Below are 14,407 nucleotides of genomic sequence, written 5' to 3'. Positions count from 1 at the left end.
CAGAAGATAAAGGAGTTTGGCGGGGTAGAAGATAATTCTGTTCAGCTGAGAGGCCTGCCAGCAATTTCAAAACGTCAAAATTGTTCGCTGTAAAAGGATTCTGATCAAGTAACGGCGAACTAGTTACAGCAACAGCGAATTAGAAAAGAAGAGGTGCATTATGCAAAAATCATTTGTAATGTCATGGAGCGGCGGAAAAGATTCAGCACTAGCTTATTACCGGGCGGTACTGCAAGGGCATGTGCCGATCGCCTTATTCACCATGTTTGAAGAAGATGGCGCCAAATCACGATCGCACGGGCTGCCGATGGAAGTCATGGAAGCGCAAGCTGAGCGGATGGGTTTGCCTTTGGTTATCGGAAAGGCCAGTTGGTCGGGATATGAAAAGGAATTCATCAAGCAGCTGAAGAACTTTAAAACGCAGGGCATCAATATGGGCGTTTATGGCGACATCGATCTGCAGGACCATTTAGAATGGGTGCAAAAAGTCAGTGCAGAAGCTGATATGGACGTCAACCATCCGTTATGGCAGGAGCCGCGCAAAAAAATATTGCAGGAATTGATTGATGAAGGTTTTCGGGCTGTCATCACCGTAGTCGATACCAAGCGGCTGGATGAGAAGTTTTTGGGACGGGAATTTACACACGAGTTAATCGATGAACTGGAAGCTGCAGGCGTTGATGCCTGTGGAGAAGAAGGGGAATTCCATACGATGATCGTCGACGGACCGATTTTTGTAGAGCCGGTTCCGGTTCGGTTTGGCGAAAAGGTGAGAGCCGGTAATTACGGGATATTGGAAGTGAAACTTCATTCAGAGGAGTGATCGTGAATGATTCAAATTACAGGGATGGAAGAAAAACATATTCGGCAGATGTCCGTACTGCTCGCGAAGCGGCATGAACGGGAGCGGAAAATCTTCCACTTTCTACCTTCAAGATTCGAAGAGATTGATGATACGGAAGCGGTCCTGAGAAAAATATTGGAACGTCCTTTCATCAACGGAATTATTGCAGTCAGAGGCATCGATGTCATCGGTTATTTGCTTTATGAATTTAAGGAGGATGCCAAGCATGGCCGCTATGTCTGGATGGATTATGAATCCATCGCCATCAGCGAACATGAAAATCCCCGGCTATTGAGGCTGCTGTACGCTGATGCCGGAGCTGAATGGGTCAAGCACGGTTATTTTCATCACATGCTGCTGGCTCCTCTCGGCAATGAAGCGGTTATCGATCAATGGCTGGACCAGTCTTTCAGTTTTGATCAGAAGTATGGCATACTGTCGCTCGATGATTTTGAACCGGAAAATGGAACTCTTCCAAATCTGGAATTCCGAAAAGGCAGTAAAGAAGACGCACCATTGCTTAAGAAAATGGGCATGTGGAACAGCATTCATCAGGCAGCGGCTCCTTCATGGCTGCCCATCACAAGAGAAACATTGGAAGACGTCAAGAAAAACTACGAAGCTTTAACTGAGAACCAGGATGCTTATCTATGGATGGCGGAGCAGGGGGACCGAATTGCCGGATTCCATGTTTATTTCCGGAAAGAAGATCCGATGAGTTTAGTGATGCCTGAGAATTGTGCAGAGCTTCCCGCCGCATCGACAAACCCGGATCTTCGAGGAAAAGGAGTAGGACGTGCGTTAGCCAATCACTGCTTCAATGAAATGAAGAAACAGGGATATGAGTATATTTATGCGGATTGGCATACCCCCAACCAATTAGCTTCCTATTTCTGGCCACGAATGGGCTTTCAACCAGTGATGGTACGTATGACGAGAAAAATCGACCCACGGATTGCCTGGGCACATGGCGATTAAAAGGGTATGGCCAGCTTATGTCAATTTATTATGTTGGCTATAAATTAGAAGAACGTCCGGTTAAGTAAGTGGTCGCTTAAACGGACGTCTTTTTTTAATTGCTTTTGGCATTCTCTGTATCCTTTCGGCCCAAAAAACTGTTGACAATAGTCCGAAAGTTTAGAATAATTAAAACTTGGAAGTGCTAAAAAATACTAAAAATGGTAAGGGAGGGTGATAAAGAGAATTTTAACAAGCTTGTATATTTTTAAATGAAGACGCTTTCAAATTTAAAGGGGGATTAAAATGATCTGGGTAATCGCTTTTGGTTTGATTACGGTGCTTTCTGTCGTGACAGGGTTGAAAAAGCGGAAACCGCTTTTTTTCCTAGTACCTTTCGGGTCAATTTTTGCCTTTATGTTGGTGAAGGTCATTATGGTTCCTTTGCCGTTCATGGAAACAATCCGATTCATTTTTTACTTGAAAGGCTGAACGACAAAGCAGTAGGCTCATCATTAAAAGAATGGGGTGAAGCTCTTGAGAAAGATTGATAAAAAAGATGCAGATGCTTATTTCCGTATTCGTACAACCTTGGTAGTCATTTATTTGCTTATCGGATTTAGTGCTTCCTTCGTGGTAGTCTTTTTTGCAGAAGAACTTTCCGGTTTCAGCATAAACGGATTTCCTTTCCATTATTTCATGGGAGCGCAGGGAGCCGTATTGATCTTCATCTTCTTATTATTCATAAATGCAATAATCAATGACCGCATCGATAAAAAATTCGGCCTGGATCAAGGCAAAAAGAAATAATCGCCAGCTGCATAAGTACTTCAAAAAAGAAGGCGAAAAAGCATCCAGGTAAAATTTCTTATGACTTGAAAAGGGGGAAACGCAATGGATACACAATTTCTTGTATCACTGGGCCTTATATTAGCGACTTTCGGGCTGTATATCGGAATCGCTTTCTATAACTTAGCCAAAAAAACATCGGACTTTTATGTAGCAGGACGAAATGTTCCGGCTGTCTTCAACGGGATGGCAATCGGTGCTGACTGGATGAGTGCTGCCTCCTTTATTGGGATGGCAGGGACAGTCATGCTTCTGGGCTATGATGGGCTTGCCTATATTATGGGTTGGACAGGCGGATATTTGCTGTTGACCTTCCTGCTCGCTCCCCAATTGAGAAAGTCTGGCCGTTATACGGTACCAGAGTTTATCGGGGATCGGTATAATAGCAGCACAGCTCGCCTGATTGCGGCTGTAGCTACAATCATCATCAGTTTCACTTATTCCATCGGCCAGCTTTCAGGTTCTGGAGTAGTAATCGGCCGTCTGCTTGAAGTGGATACGGCGATTGGAACGATGATTGGTGTGGCACTAATCGCATTCTACTCAGCATTGGGTGGCATGAAGGGAATCACTTGGACACAGGTGGCTCAATACCTTGTGTTGATCACTGCCTACCTGATCCCCGTCATCTTCATGTCACTGCAGCTTACGAACAATCCATTGCCATGGCTTTCTTATGGTCAAATTGTCAGTGAACTTCAAGTGCTGGATGTTCAATTAGGCATTTCAGAGTACGTTGTGCCTTTCACTGAAGCAACGCGTTGGCAGTTTTTAGCTTTAATGTTTACTTTGATGGCCGGAACAGCGGGACTTCCGCATGTTATTGTCCGTTTTTATACAGTTCCGACCATGAAAGCAGCACGTTGGAGTGGAGCATGGGCATTATTGTTTATCGGTTTGCTTTACCTTTCAGCTCCTGCCTATGCCGCATTTTCCCGTTTTATCCTGATGACGCAAGTCGCAGGTTCATCGATTGCGGATCTGCCGGCATGGACCACGTCTTGGGTCAATACGGGCCAGCTTTCTATAGCGGATGCAAATGGAGATGGCATACTGCAATGGGCTGAGTTAGTTATCAGCCGTGATATTGTTGTTATGGCCACCCCTGAAATTGCTAATCTCGGAGTCTTTGTCGTCGGATTGATGGCGGCAGGCGCAATGGCCGCCGCCCTTTCTACCGCGGGTGGTTTAATGATTGCTATTTCAGCAGCCCTTTCACAGGATATTTACTACCGTTCGATCAATCCACAGGCGACTGAAAGAAAACGCCTACTAGTTGGCCGCTGGTCCATCATTATTGCAACTGTCGCAGCTGGGATTGTAGCTTTGGATCCTCCAGGGGCCATTACACAAATTGTCGCATGGGCATTTGCCTTGGCTTCCGGAACATTCTTCCCAGCACTCATTTTAGGGGTGTGGTGGAAACGGGCGAACGGGCCGGGTGTAATTGCCGGAATGCTGGTCGGATTGACCGTCACACTCATCTATATTTTCTCTGCACAATACGGCGGCTTTACATTATTCGGCATCATCGATACAGGTGCAGGAGTATTTGGCGCTGCAGCGGCAATCATCACCATCATAGTCGTCTCATTGGCTACTAAAGCACCTTCGAAAGAAACACAGGAAGAAGTTATGGATCTTCGCTATCCAGAGGAAATGGTCTATAGAGATGGAGAAGTTTGGCTGAAAGAAACTCCGGAAGAGACCAAAGTGACGAAGTAATCAAATTAATAACTCACCAATTCGGTGGGATTAACAGGAAGAGAGAATCTCAGATTCTTTCTTCCTGTTTTGGTGTGCTGAAAATATCCTAATAGGGAAGCAGTCCATTTGAATTGAAAGACTATTTGGATAAGACTCTTTACTAATTCTGAAAATTCCAGTAAGCTAGAAGCAACAGGAAAACAATAGCGTTTCCACCTGATCGTATCTAAACAAACATTTCTTTTTTTACCCTAGTAGACAATTGAATCACTTGGTCAAATGCTGCAGAGACTAGAGCTGTCAGTAAAGCCGAAAAGCAACTCTCCGAGGGAGGGCTTTTCGGCTTTTTTGTTTGTTCATTTTGATCAATATCTTTAAAAACAGAGAGGATGATAGAGTCATGTCAAAAAATCCATCTGCTGATCAAAAAGATGTCCGTTTTTATTTTTCAAGGTCCAAGGGTTCTCATGAAGAAGCTGGAGAATGTTTTGTGACGTTATTTGCACGATTAAGTGTAGAGGTTTTTTATGCAGGAGAACCGGGAGATAAAGGTGAGCACAAAACGGTTTGGGTGGATATAGAAGAACTGAAGGTCGATCAGGCTGCCTCGAAGATAAAGAAAATGCCGGATTCGATAAACCGGTATGAAATTTCCGAAGAATTGTTTTGGGACCTATTTAAAGTGTCCCAAAGATGTCCGGAAGAGCTTTACTGCTTGACGCCGTTGTCTTACCTGACTGACTACAGCAGCAATAGATAAGGTTGCCGCTTTGGCAACAGATAAAAAGCAGCGCGGCCCAACTGGGCTGCGCTGCTTTCAAATTTCCGGAATTACTTTAAAGTCGATTTGTGCATGGATTTCGTAAGGGGCAGCTGAGCCATTGGCAGCTTCCACTATGAAATCTGCATAACCATTTACTTTATAGTAGCCAGCAGGAAAGTCCTGCTCCATAATGCGCTGAACAAATTCGACATAGGCCACATCTTCTGCTTCACTGTATCCGCCGCTGCCGGAATAGGATTCCTGCAGCGGTTCACCTTGTATCAAGCGGGTAGTCAAAAGTGGTTCGTTCATAGCATATTCGACGGCATAATTCCTTGTTTCTTCGTGAAGAGGAAAATAGAAAGGAGAAGCGGCGTGAGAAATTTCAATGCTTTCCTGTTCACCGGTATACTCCAACTCGGCGTAAATCTCTACTTTCTCACCTTCGGTATATTGTTCTTTTTCGGTAGCTAAGCGGTAGATGAAATCACCTTTTGCCGACTCGGCCTGTGAAGCAGCTACAGTGAAATCAGATAAATCATCTGCTGGCTGTTTTCCTGCCTCATCATTTCCACAGGCTGTCAGCAATAAGGCAGGAATGAGTGTACAGGCTGCTATAATCGTTTTCATCACCTTCTGCCTCCTTTGTACATATGACGGGACAACGGGGCTATCTGTTACAAAAGATACACGGGCAGCGCGGGGTTACTCCATCTTATCTTCGGGGCGCCACCCTTGCTGCAGCTCGCGAATCGACAAACCGAAAGTCATTTCCAAGTGAGGATAATCTTTAAAGCGCTGCCAGTCGCCTCCCCAGTCAAAGCCGAGGCTTTTGCCGATGGCGGCGACTTCAAACCAATCTCTTTCACCGTTGCCATTGTCATCGCGTGTAATATCCCACACCACCGAACCGTCATCAAGACGCAGTGCATAATCGATAGCGAGTCCGTAATTATGATAGGATTCGCCACCTTCCGCGTGCGTAACAATAGATCCCGACGCACTGCGGCCCTGTCTGTGCAGACCGTCCTGTTCTTCAGGAGATCGGTAGCCGTCTGTAATCAGGATGTCAATGCCGATCTCAGCAGCACGAGCAACCAGCAAGTCGCGTTTTTCTTCCACAATGGGGTGCAAGCCGGAGGGCAAAGGACGCTGTTCCAGCTCTTCACGGAACGCCAATTCCTTTTCCAGCCATATGAACAAAAAACCGCCAAGAATAAGCAAGAAAAGGATGGAAAAAGCGGTCTTCGTATTTTTCAAGTCGGTTCACCTCTATTAAGTTCTATTGTAGCAAAAATCACTAAAAGAGTATCGTGGCAAAGAATTTGGTACGATAGATGAAATGAACAGAGAGGGGATACAATCAATGGTTATCGAATTAATGAAAGCACATGCATCTGTCCGGGATTATAAAGAAAAGCAATTATCACGGGAGGAAGTCAGTGAACTGGTCGAAGCAGCACAGCATGCAGCCACTTCCCATTTTGTCCAGGCGTATTCAATCGTTTGGGTAACAGATCCTGAAAAACGGAAAAAGTTAGGCGAACTATCCAAGAATGCCAAACAAATGGAAGGTGCAGGAGCAGTCTTTCTGATGTGCGCCGACTATAATCGCCTTCAGCACGCAGGTAAAATACAGGGACGGGATATCGTCTTCGATCGGGCGGAAAATTTGATTGTGGCGGTGACAGATGTCGGTTTGCTGGCCCAGAACCTGTCGCTTGCTGCTGAGTCGAAAGGCTACGGCATCTGTTATATCGGAGGAGTGCGGAACAACATGGAAGCCATCAGTGAGTTGGTTGGTTTGCCGGATGGCGTCTTCCCGGTTTATGGCCTGACGGTTGGGGTGCCAAATGAAGCGAATGGCGTCAAACCGCGTTTGCCGGTTGAAGCCATCTTGCACGAAAATAACTACGATGAAGCCAAATACGAAACAATTCTGCCGGAATACGACAACACGATCCAATCCTATTATACAAGCAGAGGCTCGAACCAGAAGACGGCCACCTGGACACAACAAATGGCAGACTTTCTTGGCAAGCCTCGTCGTGAAGATATCAAAGAGGTATTGGCGAAAAAAGGCTATCATTTCAAGTAATCGATAGGAAACTTCTTTTCTATAGATTGAACACAAGGGGGAAGCACAATGAAATTGGCAATTTTCGGAGCGACTGGCCGTGTGGGAGGAGAGATTCTTAAGCGCGCGCTGGCAGACGGCCATTATGTAAAAGCATTGGTCCGTTCAGAAAAATTGGAATCACATCCGAATTTGGAAGTCATTCTGGGAGATGTGCGGAATGCGATAGACGTTGAAAAAACCGTAGCAGGAGTCGATGCGGTGTTTAGTGCGATTGGTACAGACCGTTCGACTACCTTGTCTGATGCGGCGCCTTTGATTGTAAAGACAATGGAGAACCATCATGTGAAACGGGTGATCACAATCGGAACGGCTGGAATTTTGGACAGCCGCTTGAGTCCGGGCCTGCTTCGCTATGAAGGCGGGGATTCGAAACGCAAAATGACTTTTGCTGCAGAAGAGCACGAAACTGTCTACCGCTTGTTTGAAAAAACAGATCTTGATTGGACGATTGTTTGCCCTACATATTTGCCGGATGGGGAAGCCCGCGGCAATTACCGGGCAGAAAAAGATTTACTGCCTGAAGAAGGAAAAGAAATAACAGTTGGCGATACAGCGGAATTCGCTTATCGACAATTGGAATCACCGGAATTCATCCAGAGTCGTGTAGGCCTGGCTTACTAATAGGCTCAGATAGAGGGTAAATCTATGAAGAGATGGCTATTGCGTATGTTAATGAGTATTTTCGCATTATTGGTGATTGTGGTCACAGGCTTTGTTATTTACGCACAATTCGATTATGGACCCAGTGGTGTATTGGGTGACAATATGGATTTGTCAGCGGTTGAAAGTGATGGGGAAGGGCTGATTTTCCGTCCAGAATCACCGAATGGCAAAGGAGTCATCCTATATCAGGGTGCCAAAGTCGAAAAAGAAGCTTACGCTTATCTTGGGCAATCCCTGAGTGAGCAAGGTTTTGTAGTATCGATTCCTCATTTGCCATTGAATTTCGGGATTCTTGGTTCTGGAACAGCAGACAAAGTGATTGAAGAGTATCCGGATGTGCAAGAGTGGTTTCTCGGCGGGCACTCTTTAGGTGGAGTAGCTGCTTCTTTTTATGCAGAAGACCCTTCCCCGAAACTTGCCGGACTCTATTTTCTGGGTGCTTATCCAGCGAGTGATTTTTCGGAAAGCGATTTACCGATGCTGTCGATCTATGGGGAGCGGGATGGCTTGTCCACTGTCGAAGATATTGAAGAAAGCCGTGGATTATTTCCTGCCGACAGTGTCTTCGTGGAAATCAAAGGAGGCAACCATGCGCAATTCGGATTGTACGGCGAACAAAAAGGGGATAATTCTGCTGAAATAACTCCGATTGAGCAGCAGGATCTTGTAGCAGAAGCGTTAACGGAATGGATAAACGAAAACTGACCCGGGGGTTCCGGGCCAGTTTTCGTTTTTTTATGGAATTGGAAAGTAAGCTTTTAACTTGTAACGTCTCTTCTTCCGAATGTCCAATAGCTGATGACCATGAATACCAGGAAATAAGCAGTCAGGACTAAGATGGACATGGACATAGTGATTCCCGGGACCAGAATGTTACCGGTGTAGAATTGAGTCAAATCCGTATGGGTGAACAAGTAGTATTTGACGATTTCGTAATTCTGTAAAAAGAAAACCGCTTGGATGCCTGTGAACATCAGGAAAATCGACAGGCCGATAGCCAAAGAACTGGAGCGGAATACGGTGCCCAGCATGAAGGCGAACGTACTGATCATCCAGACGCTTGAAAATTTAAGTGCTGCGAGTTTAAGGGCTTCCAGCCAGAACGATGTTTCCACCACTTCAGATCCATTCCATGCAAGTGGTGTTCCTTCGCCGATGCCGAAGAAGAGCAGTCCGGCAAGTACAGTGGAAACCAATAGAGTTAAAGTCAATAAAACAGCAAACAGCAAAATCGTGATGTATTTGGAGGTGAGAATTTTCCAGCGCTTTACGGGACGCGTAAGCAACATTTTGATTGTCCCCTGCGAAAACTCGGAAGCGACAATGCCGGCTGCTGCAATGACTACGAGCAGAGTGACGATCGACATCAACATGTGTGTGTCAATAACCTGCTGCTGCATGCTGGCATATTCCAATGGAGGAATCTCATTTTCCAGGCGATGCTCTGCGATAGCGATTTGCCCTTCATAATAGTCGATTTGGCTTTCACTGTGGCCAGGTTCTGCCAACATAATGGTACTGTTTTCGATTTCTGCCTGTGCAAGATCCCGCCAGTTCTCATCGAGGTTTTCATTCGCTGTGGAATTCAGCCATTTGGTGATGCCGAGGCCGGAAAAGACCACAAATACCAGTAAAATGACCATAATCCAGGTCATTTTTCGACTCCATAATTTCATCCATTCATTTTGTATGAGCTTGAGCAATTTCGCCGCCTCCTGTCATTTCAAGGAATTGGGATTCAAGGGTTTCGCGGTAAGGTTGGACGGCAAAAATTCTGGCGCCGGCGCCGACCAGCAAGTTGATGGCCCCTGGAATATGTTCAGCTCCGGAATCGATCAAATAGCCATTGGCATGCAAGACTGTCGGAAACCCGGCACCAGTCAGCACTTCCCCGACAAGCTCCAATGGTTCTGCTTGAATATAGTAGCGGGATTGCTGAAGCTCATTGACATCTTTTATATCGATCAATTCGCCATTTTGGATAATGGCGATCCGATCGCATAATAATTCGATTTCAGACAAAAGGTGGCTTGAGACAAAAATCGCTACCCCATTTTCACGGGCGATTTTCTGCAAGTAAATCCGGAACTCCCGGATACCGGCAGGGTCGAGGCCGTTAGTGGGTTCATCAAGAATGAGGAACTTCGGATCATGCAAAAGTGCTTGGGCGAGACCCAGGCGCTGACGCATGCCGAGTGAATAAGAGCTGACTTTTTCGTTGATGCGATTCTGCATACCGATCTGTTTGACGACTTCGTCAATCCGTTCTTTTGAAACGCCTTTATGCATTCTGGAAAAATGAAGCAGATTCTTGTACCCGGACATGTATTTATACATTTCTGGGTTCTCCACAATCACGCCAACTTTCTGGATGCTGCCTTCAAAATCTGCTTGTACGGATTGGCCATCGATCCAAACTTCCCCATCAGTTGGGCGCATCAAGCCAACCATCATCCGGATGGTCGTCGTCTTTCCAGCTCCATTGGGTCCAAGAAATCCTGTGATTTCCCCTTTATGCAAATCAAGATTCAGGTTCTTGATGATTTTCTTATTGCCGATCGTTTTCGACAGATTTTTTATTTGAACGATCGCTTGTTTAGCCATTTAATGCACCTGCTTTCTCTCATTGTCTCTGTAGTAATAACGAACCACAAAGGCTAAAGTTTCAGTTATTTCCTGTGATTTTCAGCAACAATGCATATTGCACTCAGGAAAAGGGAATAATAAAAGCAACAGCGAAATGATGGAGGGATTGGCGATGAAAGAGATGGAGGACAAAGAGCAGGTGCTGATGGCGTTCTATACCCAATACTATAAAGGTGCGGATTTTGATGACATCAAACAACTGGATCAGCATCTGTCACAGGAAATTGGAGAAGAGCGGTATGCCGAGTTGATGAAAAACTTGGAAGACGAGGGACTGATTTTCGGTATGGAGCAGGTGGAATCACGTGAGAAGGCAGGAGAGGACAGTCCAATGGCAACGAATGAAGGGATGCTTTATGTCAACGATATCCTGAACCTGCCATCGGAGGCGGTAGAAGACCATCAATTGGATTATTTGGAAAACCATCTGAAGACCAGTAAACTGAATTTCACTTTAGAGCCAGTAGAAACCTATATATATAAAACAATCGAGGAACAGGCACAGCAAAAACCCAATGAAAATTCTCCATAAATAGAAAAAAGCGATGGTCCAATTTCTGGCCATCGCTTTTTTTCATGTTTTCCTAAAGTTTAAAGATAAAGAACGCCAAAAAGATGGCGATGATGACAAGCGTGTTGACCGCGAACGACGCCCGCTTGCTGACCGGCTGATCGAGAGATGGAAAACGTTCGACAATCCGCATGGCTCCATAAATAAGAGCAACTAGAATCAGCAATGTCACAACCAGGTTCATGTCATAAATACGGACATCGATAAAGCGAATCAGAACGACGGAGAAGGCCAAAATCATGCCATTCACCAGATTTTTTCGTTTCATAAGTACTCCCCTAATTCATTTTCCAAAAACGGTTTGGCTGACAGCAAAGCGGTGAATTGCTTGTAGCGCTCAAATTGCCCGACCGCCGGTTTTCGTCCGGTTTTATAAGCGCGGATCAAAATGTTTTTGGGCGTGTGTTCCATATCGATAAATTCCATCAATTGCGTTTCGTAGCCGACCAGCGACAGCAGTTCCGCCCGAATCGAGTCGGTGGCCAAAGCACTGAAGCGTTCTTTGATCAGGCCGTGCTGCAGCATAATCCCAAGCTCCGGAGCATCGATTTGGCTGTTCAATTCATGCTGGCAGCAAGGGACACTCAAAATTACTTTGGCATCCCATTTGACTGCGCGCGATAAAGCCATATCAGTTGCCACGTCGCAGGCATGCAGGGTGACAACCATGTCGACAGCCGATTCTTCGTTGTAATCATTGATGTCGCCCACCAGGAATTCAAGCTGTTCATAGCGAAGATCTTCGGCAATCTGCTGGCATTCCTCGATTACCTCTTTTTTTAGATCGAGGCCGGTAACGCGGAGGTCCAACCCTTTTTCGATGCGCAAATAATGATAGAGCGCAAAGGTCAAATACGATTTTCCTGAGCCGAAATCGAGGATGCGGACAGTCTGGTCCTGCGGCAGATACGTAAGTGAGTCATCAATGAATTCGATAAAACGATTGATTTGGCGGAACTTATCGTATTTCTGCTTTTTGACTTTTCCGTCCGGACTTTGCACGCCAAGGCGTACAAGGAATGGATAGGGAATCCCATCTTCCAGCAAATACTGCTTTTTACGATTATGCGACAGCTCCACCTTTTTTTCTACGGTGCGCTCTGTTTTCCAGCTGACTTTGAATTTCTTGGAAAGCTGGATTTGCACTTTCTCGTCTGTAAATTGGAACATTGCCTGACGGAAATCATTGAAAAGAGAAGTCAATTTGCTGGCTGCTTCCTCGAGTGGCAAATTCTCATGTTTCAGGACATGCTCATGCTGGTACTCGAATTGAATCAGGTATTCCTTTTTTATCTCAACCGGCTTCAGCTTGATCCGTTTGATGTCATTGGATTTTAACCGTGGCTGGCTGATGGTGGCTGACACCAGTTGTTGCTGCAAAAGGCGTTCTGTTAGTTGGTCCTGCATTGTTTGTAATTCCATGGATTATCCCTTCCATTATACATAATAGGTTTAGTTTATCATGCGGTGCATAAAAAGAGCGAGCTGATGGTTTTATGCCATGCCAAAAGCAGGTTCCGTTTATTTGGAATTTTGTGATAATATATAGGGGACTGAAAACGTTTTCACTTAGGGGGATGGGAAATGGTGATTTTGCAGAAGACAGTTGGCCAAGTGGTGAAAGAACAGGCCACGCTAAACCCGGATACAGAGGCTTATGTCTATCCGGAACATGGAATCCGAAAAACGTATAAGGAATTTGATGAAGAAACAGATCGCCTGGCAAAGGCATTTATCGGAATCGGCATTGAAAAAGGGGAACATGTGGCGATTTGGTCGGATAATAAGCGCGAATGGCTGTTGAGCCAATTTGCAACCGGAAAAATGGGCGGTGTGCTGGTAACAGTCAACACCAGCTACCAGTCGAGTGAGTTGGAGTATTTATTGGAGCAGTCGGACGCGACCACTTTGATATTAGGGGAGGAATTTAAAGGAGCGAACTACATAGACATTCTCAACACGGTTTGTCCGGATTTGGCAACAGCTGATAAGGGGGACATTGTCAGCGAAAAACTGCCTCATTTCAAACGGGTGATTGTCATGAGCGGCAACAATTATCCGGGAATCTACACGTGGGATGAATTTGAGGCTTTTGCTGAAAACGTCAGTGAGTCTGAATATGAAGAACGCTTCCGGTCGATGGACCCGGACGATGTCATCAATATCCAATATACATCCGGCACTACTGGATTTCCGAAAGGGGTCATGTTGACGCACCTGAATATCGTCAATAACGGCAAATTGATCGGTGATACGATGAACTTGACGGAAACCGATCGGCTCTGCATCCCGGTCCCGTTCTTTCATTGCTTCGGCTGCGTCCTCGGAACGATGGCAGCAGTCACACATTCCACAACGATGGTCATTGCAGAACAATTTGAACCGAAACGGGTGCTGCAGATGGTACAGGATGAGAAATGCACAGGACTTCATGGAGTGCCGACCATGTTCATCGCGGAATTGAACCATCCGGATTTCGCGTCTTTCGATACATCTACGCTCCGGACAGGCATTATGGCAGGATCGCCTTGCCCAATTGAAGTGATGAAAAAAGTCATCAACGATATGGGGGCATCGGAAATCACCATTGCATACGGACAAACTGAATCGTCACCGGTCATTACGCAGACACGGGCAGACGATGATATTGAAAAGCGGGTATCGACAGTCGGCAAACCGCATACCGGCGTGGAAGTGAAGATCATCGATCCCGCAACAGGCGAAAAGGTCGACACAGGTGTTCCCGGAGAACTTTGTACAAGAGGGTATCACGTCATGAAAGGTTATTATAAAAACGAAGAAGCAACAAATGATGCCATTGATCTGGAAGGCTGGCTCCATACCGGTGATATTGCTATTGAAGATGAAGATGGTTATATTGCCATCACCGGACGCATCAAGGATATGGTGATCCGTGGAGGCGAAAATATCTACCCGCGTGAAATCGAAGAATTCCTTTATCAGCACCCTTCGGTCCAGGATGTCCAAGTGGTGGGGGTACCGGATCCGAAATACGGAGAAGAGCTGATGGCATGGGTGATCCTCAAAGAAGGAGAGCAGCTGAACGCTGAGGAATTGAAGGCTTATTGTACGGGGAAAATTTCCCGTCATAAAATTCCGCGTTATATCGAGTTCACTAAAGAATACCCGATGACAGCTTCAGGGAAAATACAGAAATTCAAGCTGCGTGAGTTATCTGTCGAGCACAGCCGGAAAACGGAAGTTTAAGAAACTTGAATAGGAAAAAGGAAAGCGTCTTCCGGGGCG

17 protein-coding genes are annotated in these 14,407 nt (G+C 45.8%); 11 read left to right on the top strand and 6 right to left on the bottom strand.

Annotation, left to right across the window (positions count from 1 at the left end):
- Window positions 1–160 precede the first annotated feature (160 nt).
- The 6 genes from Q0785_RS17060 (at window position 161) to Q0785_RS17035 (ending at window position 5,117) form a co-directional block, all read left to right on the top strand.
- Window positions 161–823, top strand: coding sequence for a diphthine--ammonia ligase (locus tag Q0785_RS17060; protein ID WP_298832727.1), 663 nt, complete (start codon window positions 161–163; stop codon window positions 821–823).
- 6 nt (window positions 824–829) lie between these two features.
- Entirely contained in the window at window positions 830–1,822 is a 993-nt protein-coding gene (locus Q0785_RS17055) for a GNAT family N-acetyltransferase (protein ID WP_298832725.1), read from the top strand.
- A gap of 285 nt (window positions 1,823–2,107) precedes the next feature.
- A complete protein-coding gene (locus Q0785_RS17050; protein ID WP_223637172.1) occupies window positions 2,108–2,293 on the top strand; it encodes a hypothetical protein in 186 nt (61 codons plus the stop codon).
- Between the two features lie 45 nt (window positions 2,294–2,338).
- Window positions 2,339–2,611 (top strand): sodium/substrate symporter small subunit, encoded by a 273-nt coding sequence (locus tag Q0785_RS17045; protein WP_223637170.1) that lies wholly within the window; start codon window positions 2,339–2,341, stop codon window positions 2,609–2,611.
- Between the two features lie 84 nt (window positions 2,612–2,695).
- Window positions 2,696–4,375, top strand: coding sequence for a sodium:solute symporter family protein (locus tag Q0785_RS17040; protein ID WP_223637168.1), 1,680 nt, complete (start codon window positions 2,696–2,698; stop codon window positions 4,373–4,375).
- Between the two features lie 382 nt (window positions 4,376–4,757).
- Window positions 4,758–5,117 carry a hypothetical protein gene (locus Q0785_RS17035; protein WP_298832716.1) on the top strand — a complete coding sequence of 120 codons (360 nt, stop codon included), beginning with the start codon at window positions 4,758–4,760 and terminating at the stop codon, window positions 5,115–5,117.
- A 57-nt stretch (window positions 5,118–5,174) separates the two neighbouring features.
- Here Q0785_RS17035 and Q0785_RS17030 read toward each other — a convergent pair whose 3' ends face one another.
- Window positions 5,175–5,750, bottom strand: a complete 576-nt coding sequence (locus tag Q0785_RS17030) for a hypothetical protein (RefSeq protein WP_298832712.1) — start codon at window positions 5,748–5,750, stop codon at window positions 5,175–5,177.
- A gap of 75 nt (window positions 5,751–5,825) precedes the next feature.
- Window positions 5,826–6,380 (bottom strand): M15 family metallopeptidase, encoded by a 555-nt coding sequence (locus tag Q0785_RS17025; protein WP_298832709.1) that lies wholly within the window; start codon window positions 6,378–6,380, stop codon window positions 5,826–5,828.
- A gap of 106 nt (window positions 6,381–6,486) precedes the next feature.
- Here Q0785_RS17025 and Q0785_RS17020 point away from each other — a divergent pair, with 106 nt between their 5' ends.
- Genes Q0785_RS17020 through Q0785_RS17010 form a run of 3 tightly spaced genes read left to right on the top strand, consistent with a single transcriptional unit; the run spans window position 6,487 to window position 8,628 of the window.
- Window positions 6,487–7,218: an NADPH-dependent oxidoreductase gene (locus Q0785_RS17020; protein ID WP_223637163.1), complete on the top strand. Its 732-nt coding sequence runs from the start codon at window positions 6,487–6,489 to the stop codon at window positions 7,216–7,218.
- 48 nt (window positions 7,219–7,266) lie between these two features.
- Window positions 7,267–7,881, top strand: a complete 615-nt coding sequence (locus Q0785_RS17015; protein WP_223637161.1) for an NAD(P)-dependent oxidoreductase — start codon at window positions 7,267–7,269, stop codon at window positions 7,879–7,881.
- Window positions 7,882–7,905: 24 nt separating this feature from the next.
- Entirely contained in the window at window positions 7,906–8,628 is a 723-nt protein-coding gene (locus tag Q0785_RS17010) for an alpha/beta hydrolase (protein ID WP_298832704.1), read from the top strand.
- Between the two features lie 53 nt (window positions 8,629–8,681).
- On the opposite strand, the gene Q0785_RS17005 is transcribed toward Q0785_RS17010, so the two are convergent.
- The gene (locus Q0785_RS17005; protein WP_298832701.1) at window positions 8,682–9,626 is read right to left on the bottom strand and encodes an ABC transporter permease subunit; all 945 of its coding nucleotides are present in this window, start codon (window positions 9,624–9,626) and stop codon (window positions 8,682–8,684) included.
- Window positions 9,604–10,527 (bottom strand): ABC transporter ATP-binding protein, encoded by a 924-nt coding sequence (locus tag Q0785_RS17000; RefSeq protein ID WP_223637152.1) that lies wholly within the window; start codon window positions 10,525–10,527, stop codon window positions 9,604–9,606. The genes Q0785_RS17005 and Q0785_RS17000 overlap by 23 nt, the downstream gene beginning before the upstream one ends.
- Before the next feature lie 154 nt (window positions 10,528–10,681).
- Between Q0785_RS17000 and Q0785_RS16995 the strand changes: the two genes are divergently transcribed.
- Window positions 10,682–11,101 carry a hypothetical protein gene (locus tag Q0785_RS16995; protein WP_223637149.1) on the top strand — a complete coding sequence of 140 codons (420 nt, stop codon included), beginning with the start codon at window positions 10,682–10,684 and terminating at the stop codon, window positions 11,099–11,101.
- Between the two features lie 52 nt (window positions 11,102–11,153).
- On the opposite strand, the gene Q0785_RS16990 is transcribed toward Q0785_RS16995, so the two are convergent.
- Window positions 11,154–11,408 (bottom strand): hypothetical protein, encoded by a 255-nt coding sequence (locus Q0785_RS16990; RefSeq protein WP_223637146.1) that lies wholly within the window; start codon window positions 11,406–11,408, stop codon window positions 11,154–11,156.
- Entirely contained in the window at window positions 11,405–12,562 is a 1,158-nt protein-coding gene (locus Q0785_RS16985; RefSeq protein WP_298832693.1) for an SAM-dependent methyltransferase, read from the bottom strand. Before Q0785_RS16985 ends, Q0785_RS16990 begins: the two co-directional genes overlap by 4 nt.
- Before the next feature lie 162 nt (window positions 12,563–12,724).
- Between Q0785_RS16985 and Q0785_RS16980 the strand changes: the two genes are divergently transcribed.
- Complete coding sequence (locus Q0785_RS16980; protein ID WP_298832690.1) at window positions 12,725–14,368, top strand: AMP-binding protein; 1,644 nt, start codon at window positions 12,725–12,727, stop codon at window positions 14,366–14,368.
- Window positions 14,369–14,407: the final 39 nt, after the last annotated feature.

Origin of the sequence: uncultured Planococcus sp. (genome assembly GCF_947501725.1) — a bacterium.
Taxonomy (GTDB): Bacteria; Bacillota; Bacilli; order Bacillales_A; family Planococcaceae; genus Planococcus; species Planococcus donghaensis_C.
The sequence above is the reverse complement of the archived record's forward strand: the minus strand, read 5'-3'. Positions and strand labels throughout refer to the sequence as shown.

What these genes read in the sequence shown, in the direction of transcription:
- Q0785_RS17040 (WP_223637168.1), top strand. Translation starts at nt 2,696, where the DNA reads ATGGATACACAATTTCTTGTATCACTGGGCCTTATATTAGCGACTTTC.
- Q0785_RS16995 (WP_223637149.1), top strand. Translation starts at nt 10,682, where the DNA reads ATGAAAGAGATGGAGGACAAAGAGCAGGTGCTGATGGCGTTCTATACC.
- Q0785_RS17030 (WP_298832712.1), bottom strand. Translation starts at nt 5,750, where the DNA reads ATGAAAACGATTATAGCAGCCTGTACACTCATTCCTGCCTTATTGCTG.
- Q0785_RS17020 (WP_223637163.1), top strand. Translation starts at nt 6,487, where the DNA reads ATGGTTATCGAATTAATGAAAGCACATGCATCTGTCCGGGATTATAAA.
- Q0785_RS17015 (WP_223637161.1), top strand. Translation starts at nt 7,267, where the DNA reads ATGAAATTGGCAATTTTCGGAGCGACTGGCCGTGTGGGAGGAGAGATT.
- Q0785_RS16990 (WP_223637146.1), bottom strand. Translation starts at nt 11,408, where the DNA reads ATGAAACGAAAAAATCTGGTGAATGGCATGATTTTGGCCTTCTCCGTC.
- Q0785_RS16985 (WP_298832693.1), bottom strand. Translation starts at nt 12,562, where the DNA reads ATGGAATTACAAACAATGCAGGACCAACTAACAGAACGCCTTTTGCAG.
- Q0785_RS16980 (WP_298832690.1), top strand. Translation starts at nt 12,725, where the DNA reads ATGGTGATTTTGCAGAAGACAGTTGGCCAAGTGGTGAAAGAACAGGCC.
- Q0785_RS17060 (WP_298832727.1), top strand. Translation starts at nt 161, where the DNA reads ATGCAAAAATCATTTGTAATGTCATGGAGCGGCGGAAAAGATTCAGCA.
- Q0785_RS17000 (WP_223637152.1), bottom strand. Translation starts at nt 10,527, where the DNA reads ATGGCTAAACAAGCGATCGTTCAAATAAAAAATCTGTCGAAAACGATC.
- Q0785_RS17055 (WP_298832725.1), top strand. Translation starts at nt 830, where the DNA reads ATGATTCAAATTACAGGGATGGAAGAAAAACATATTCGGCAGATGTCC.
- Q0785_RS17050 (WP_223637172.1), top strand. Translation starts at nt 2,108, where the DNA reads ATGATCTGGGTAATCGCTTTTGGTTTGATTACGGTGCTTTCTGTCGTG.
- Q0785_RS17010 (WP_298832704.1), top strand. Translation starts at nt 7,906, where the DNA reads ATGAAGAGATGGCTATTGCGTATGTTAATGAGTATTTTCGCATTATTG.
- Q0785_RS17035 (WP_298832716.1), top strand. Translation starts at nt 4,758, where the DNA reads ATGTCAAAAAATCCATCTGCTGATCAAAAAGATGTCCGTTTTTATTTT.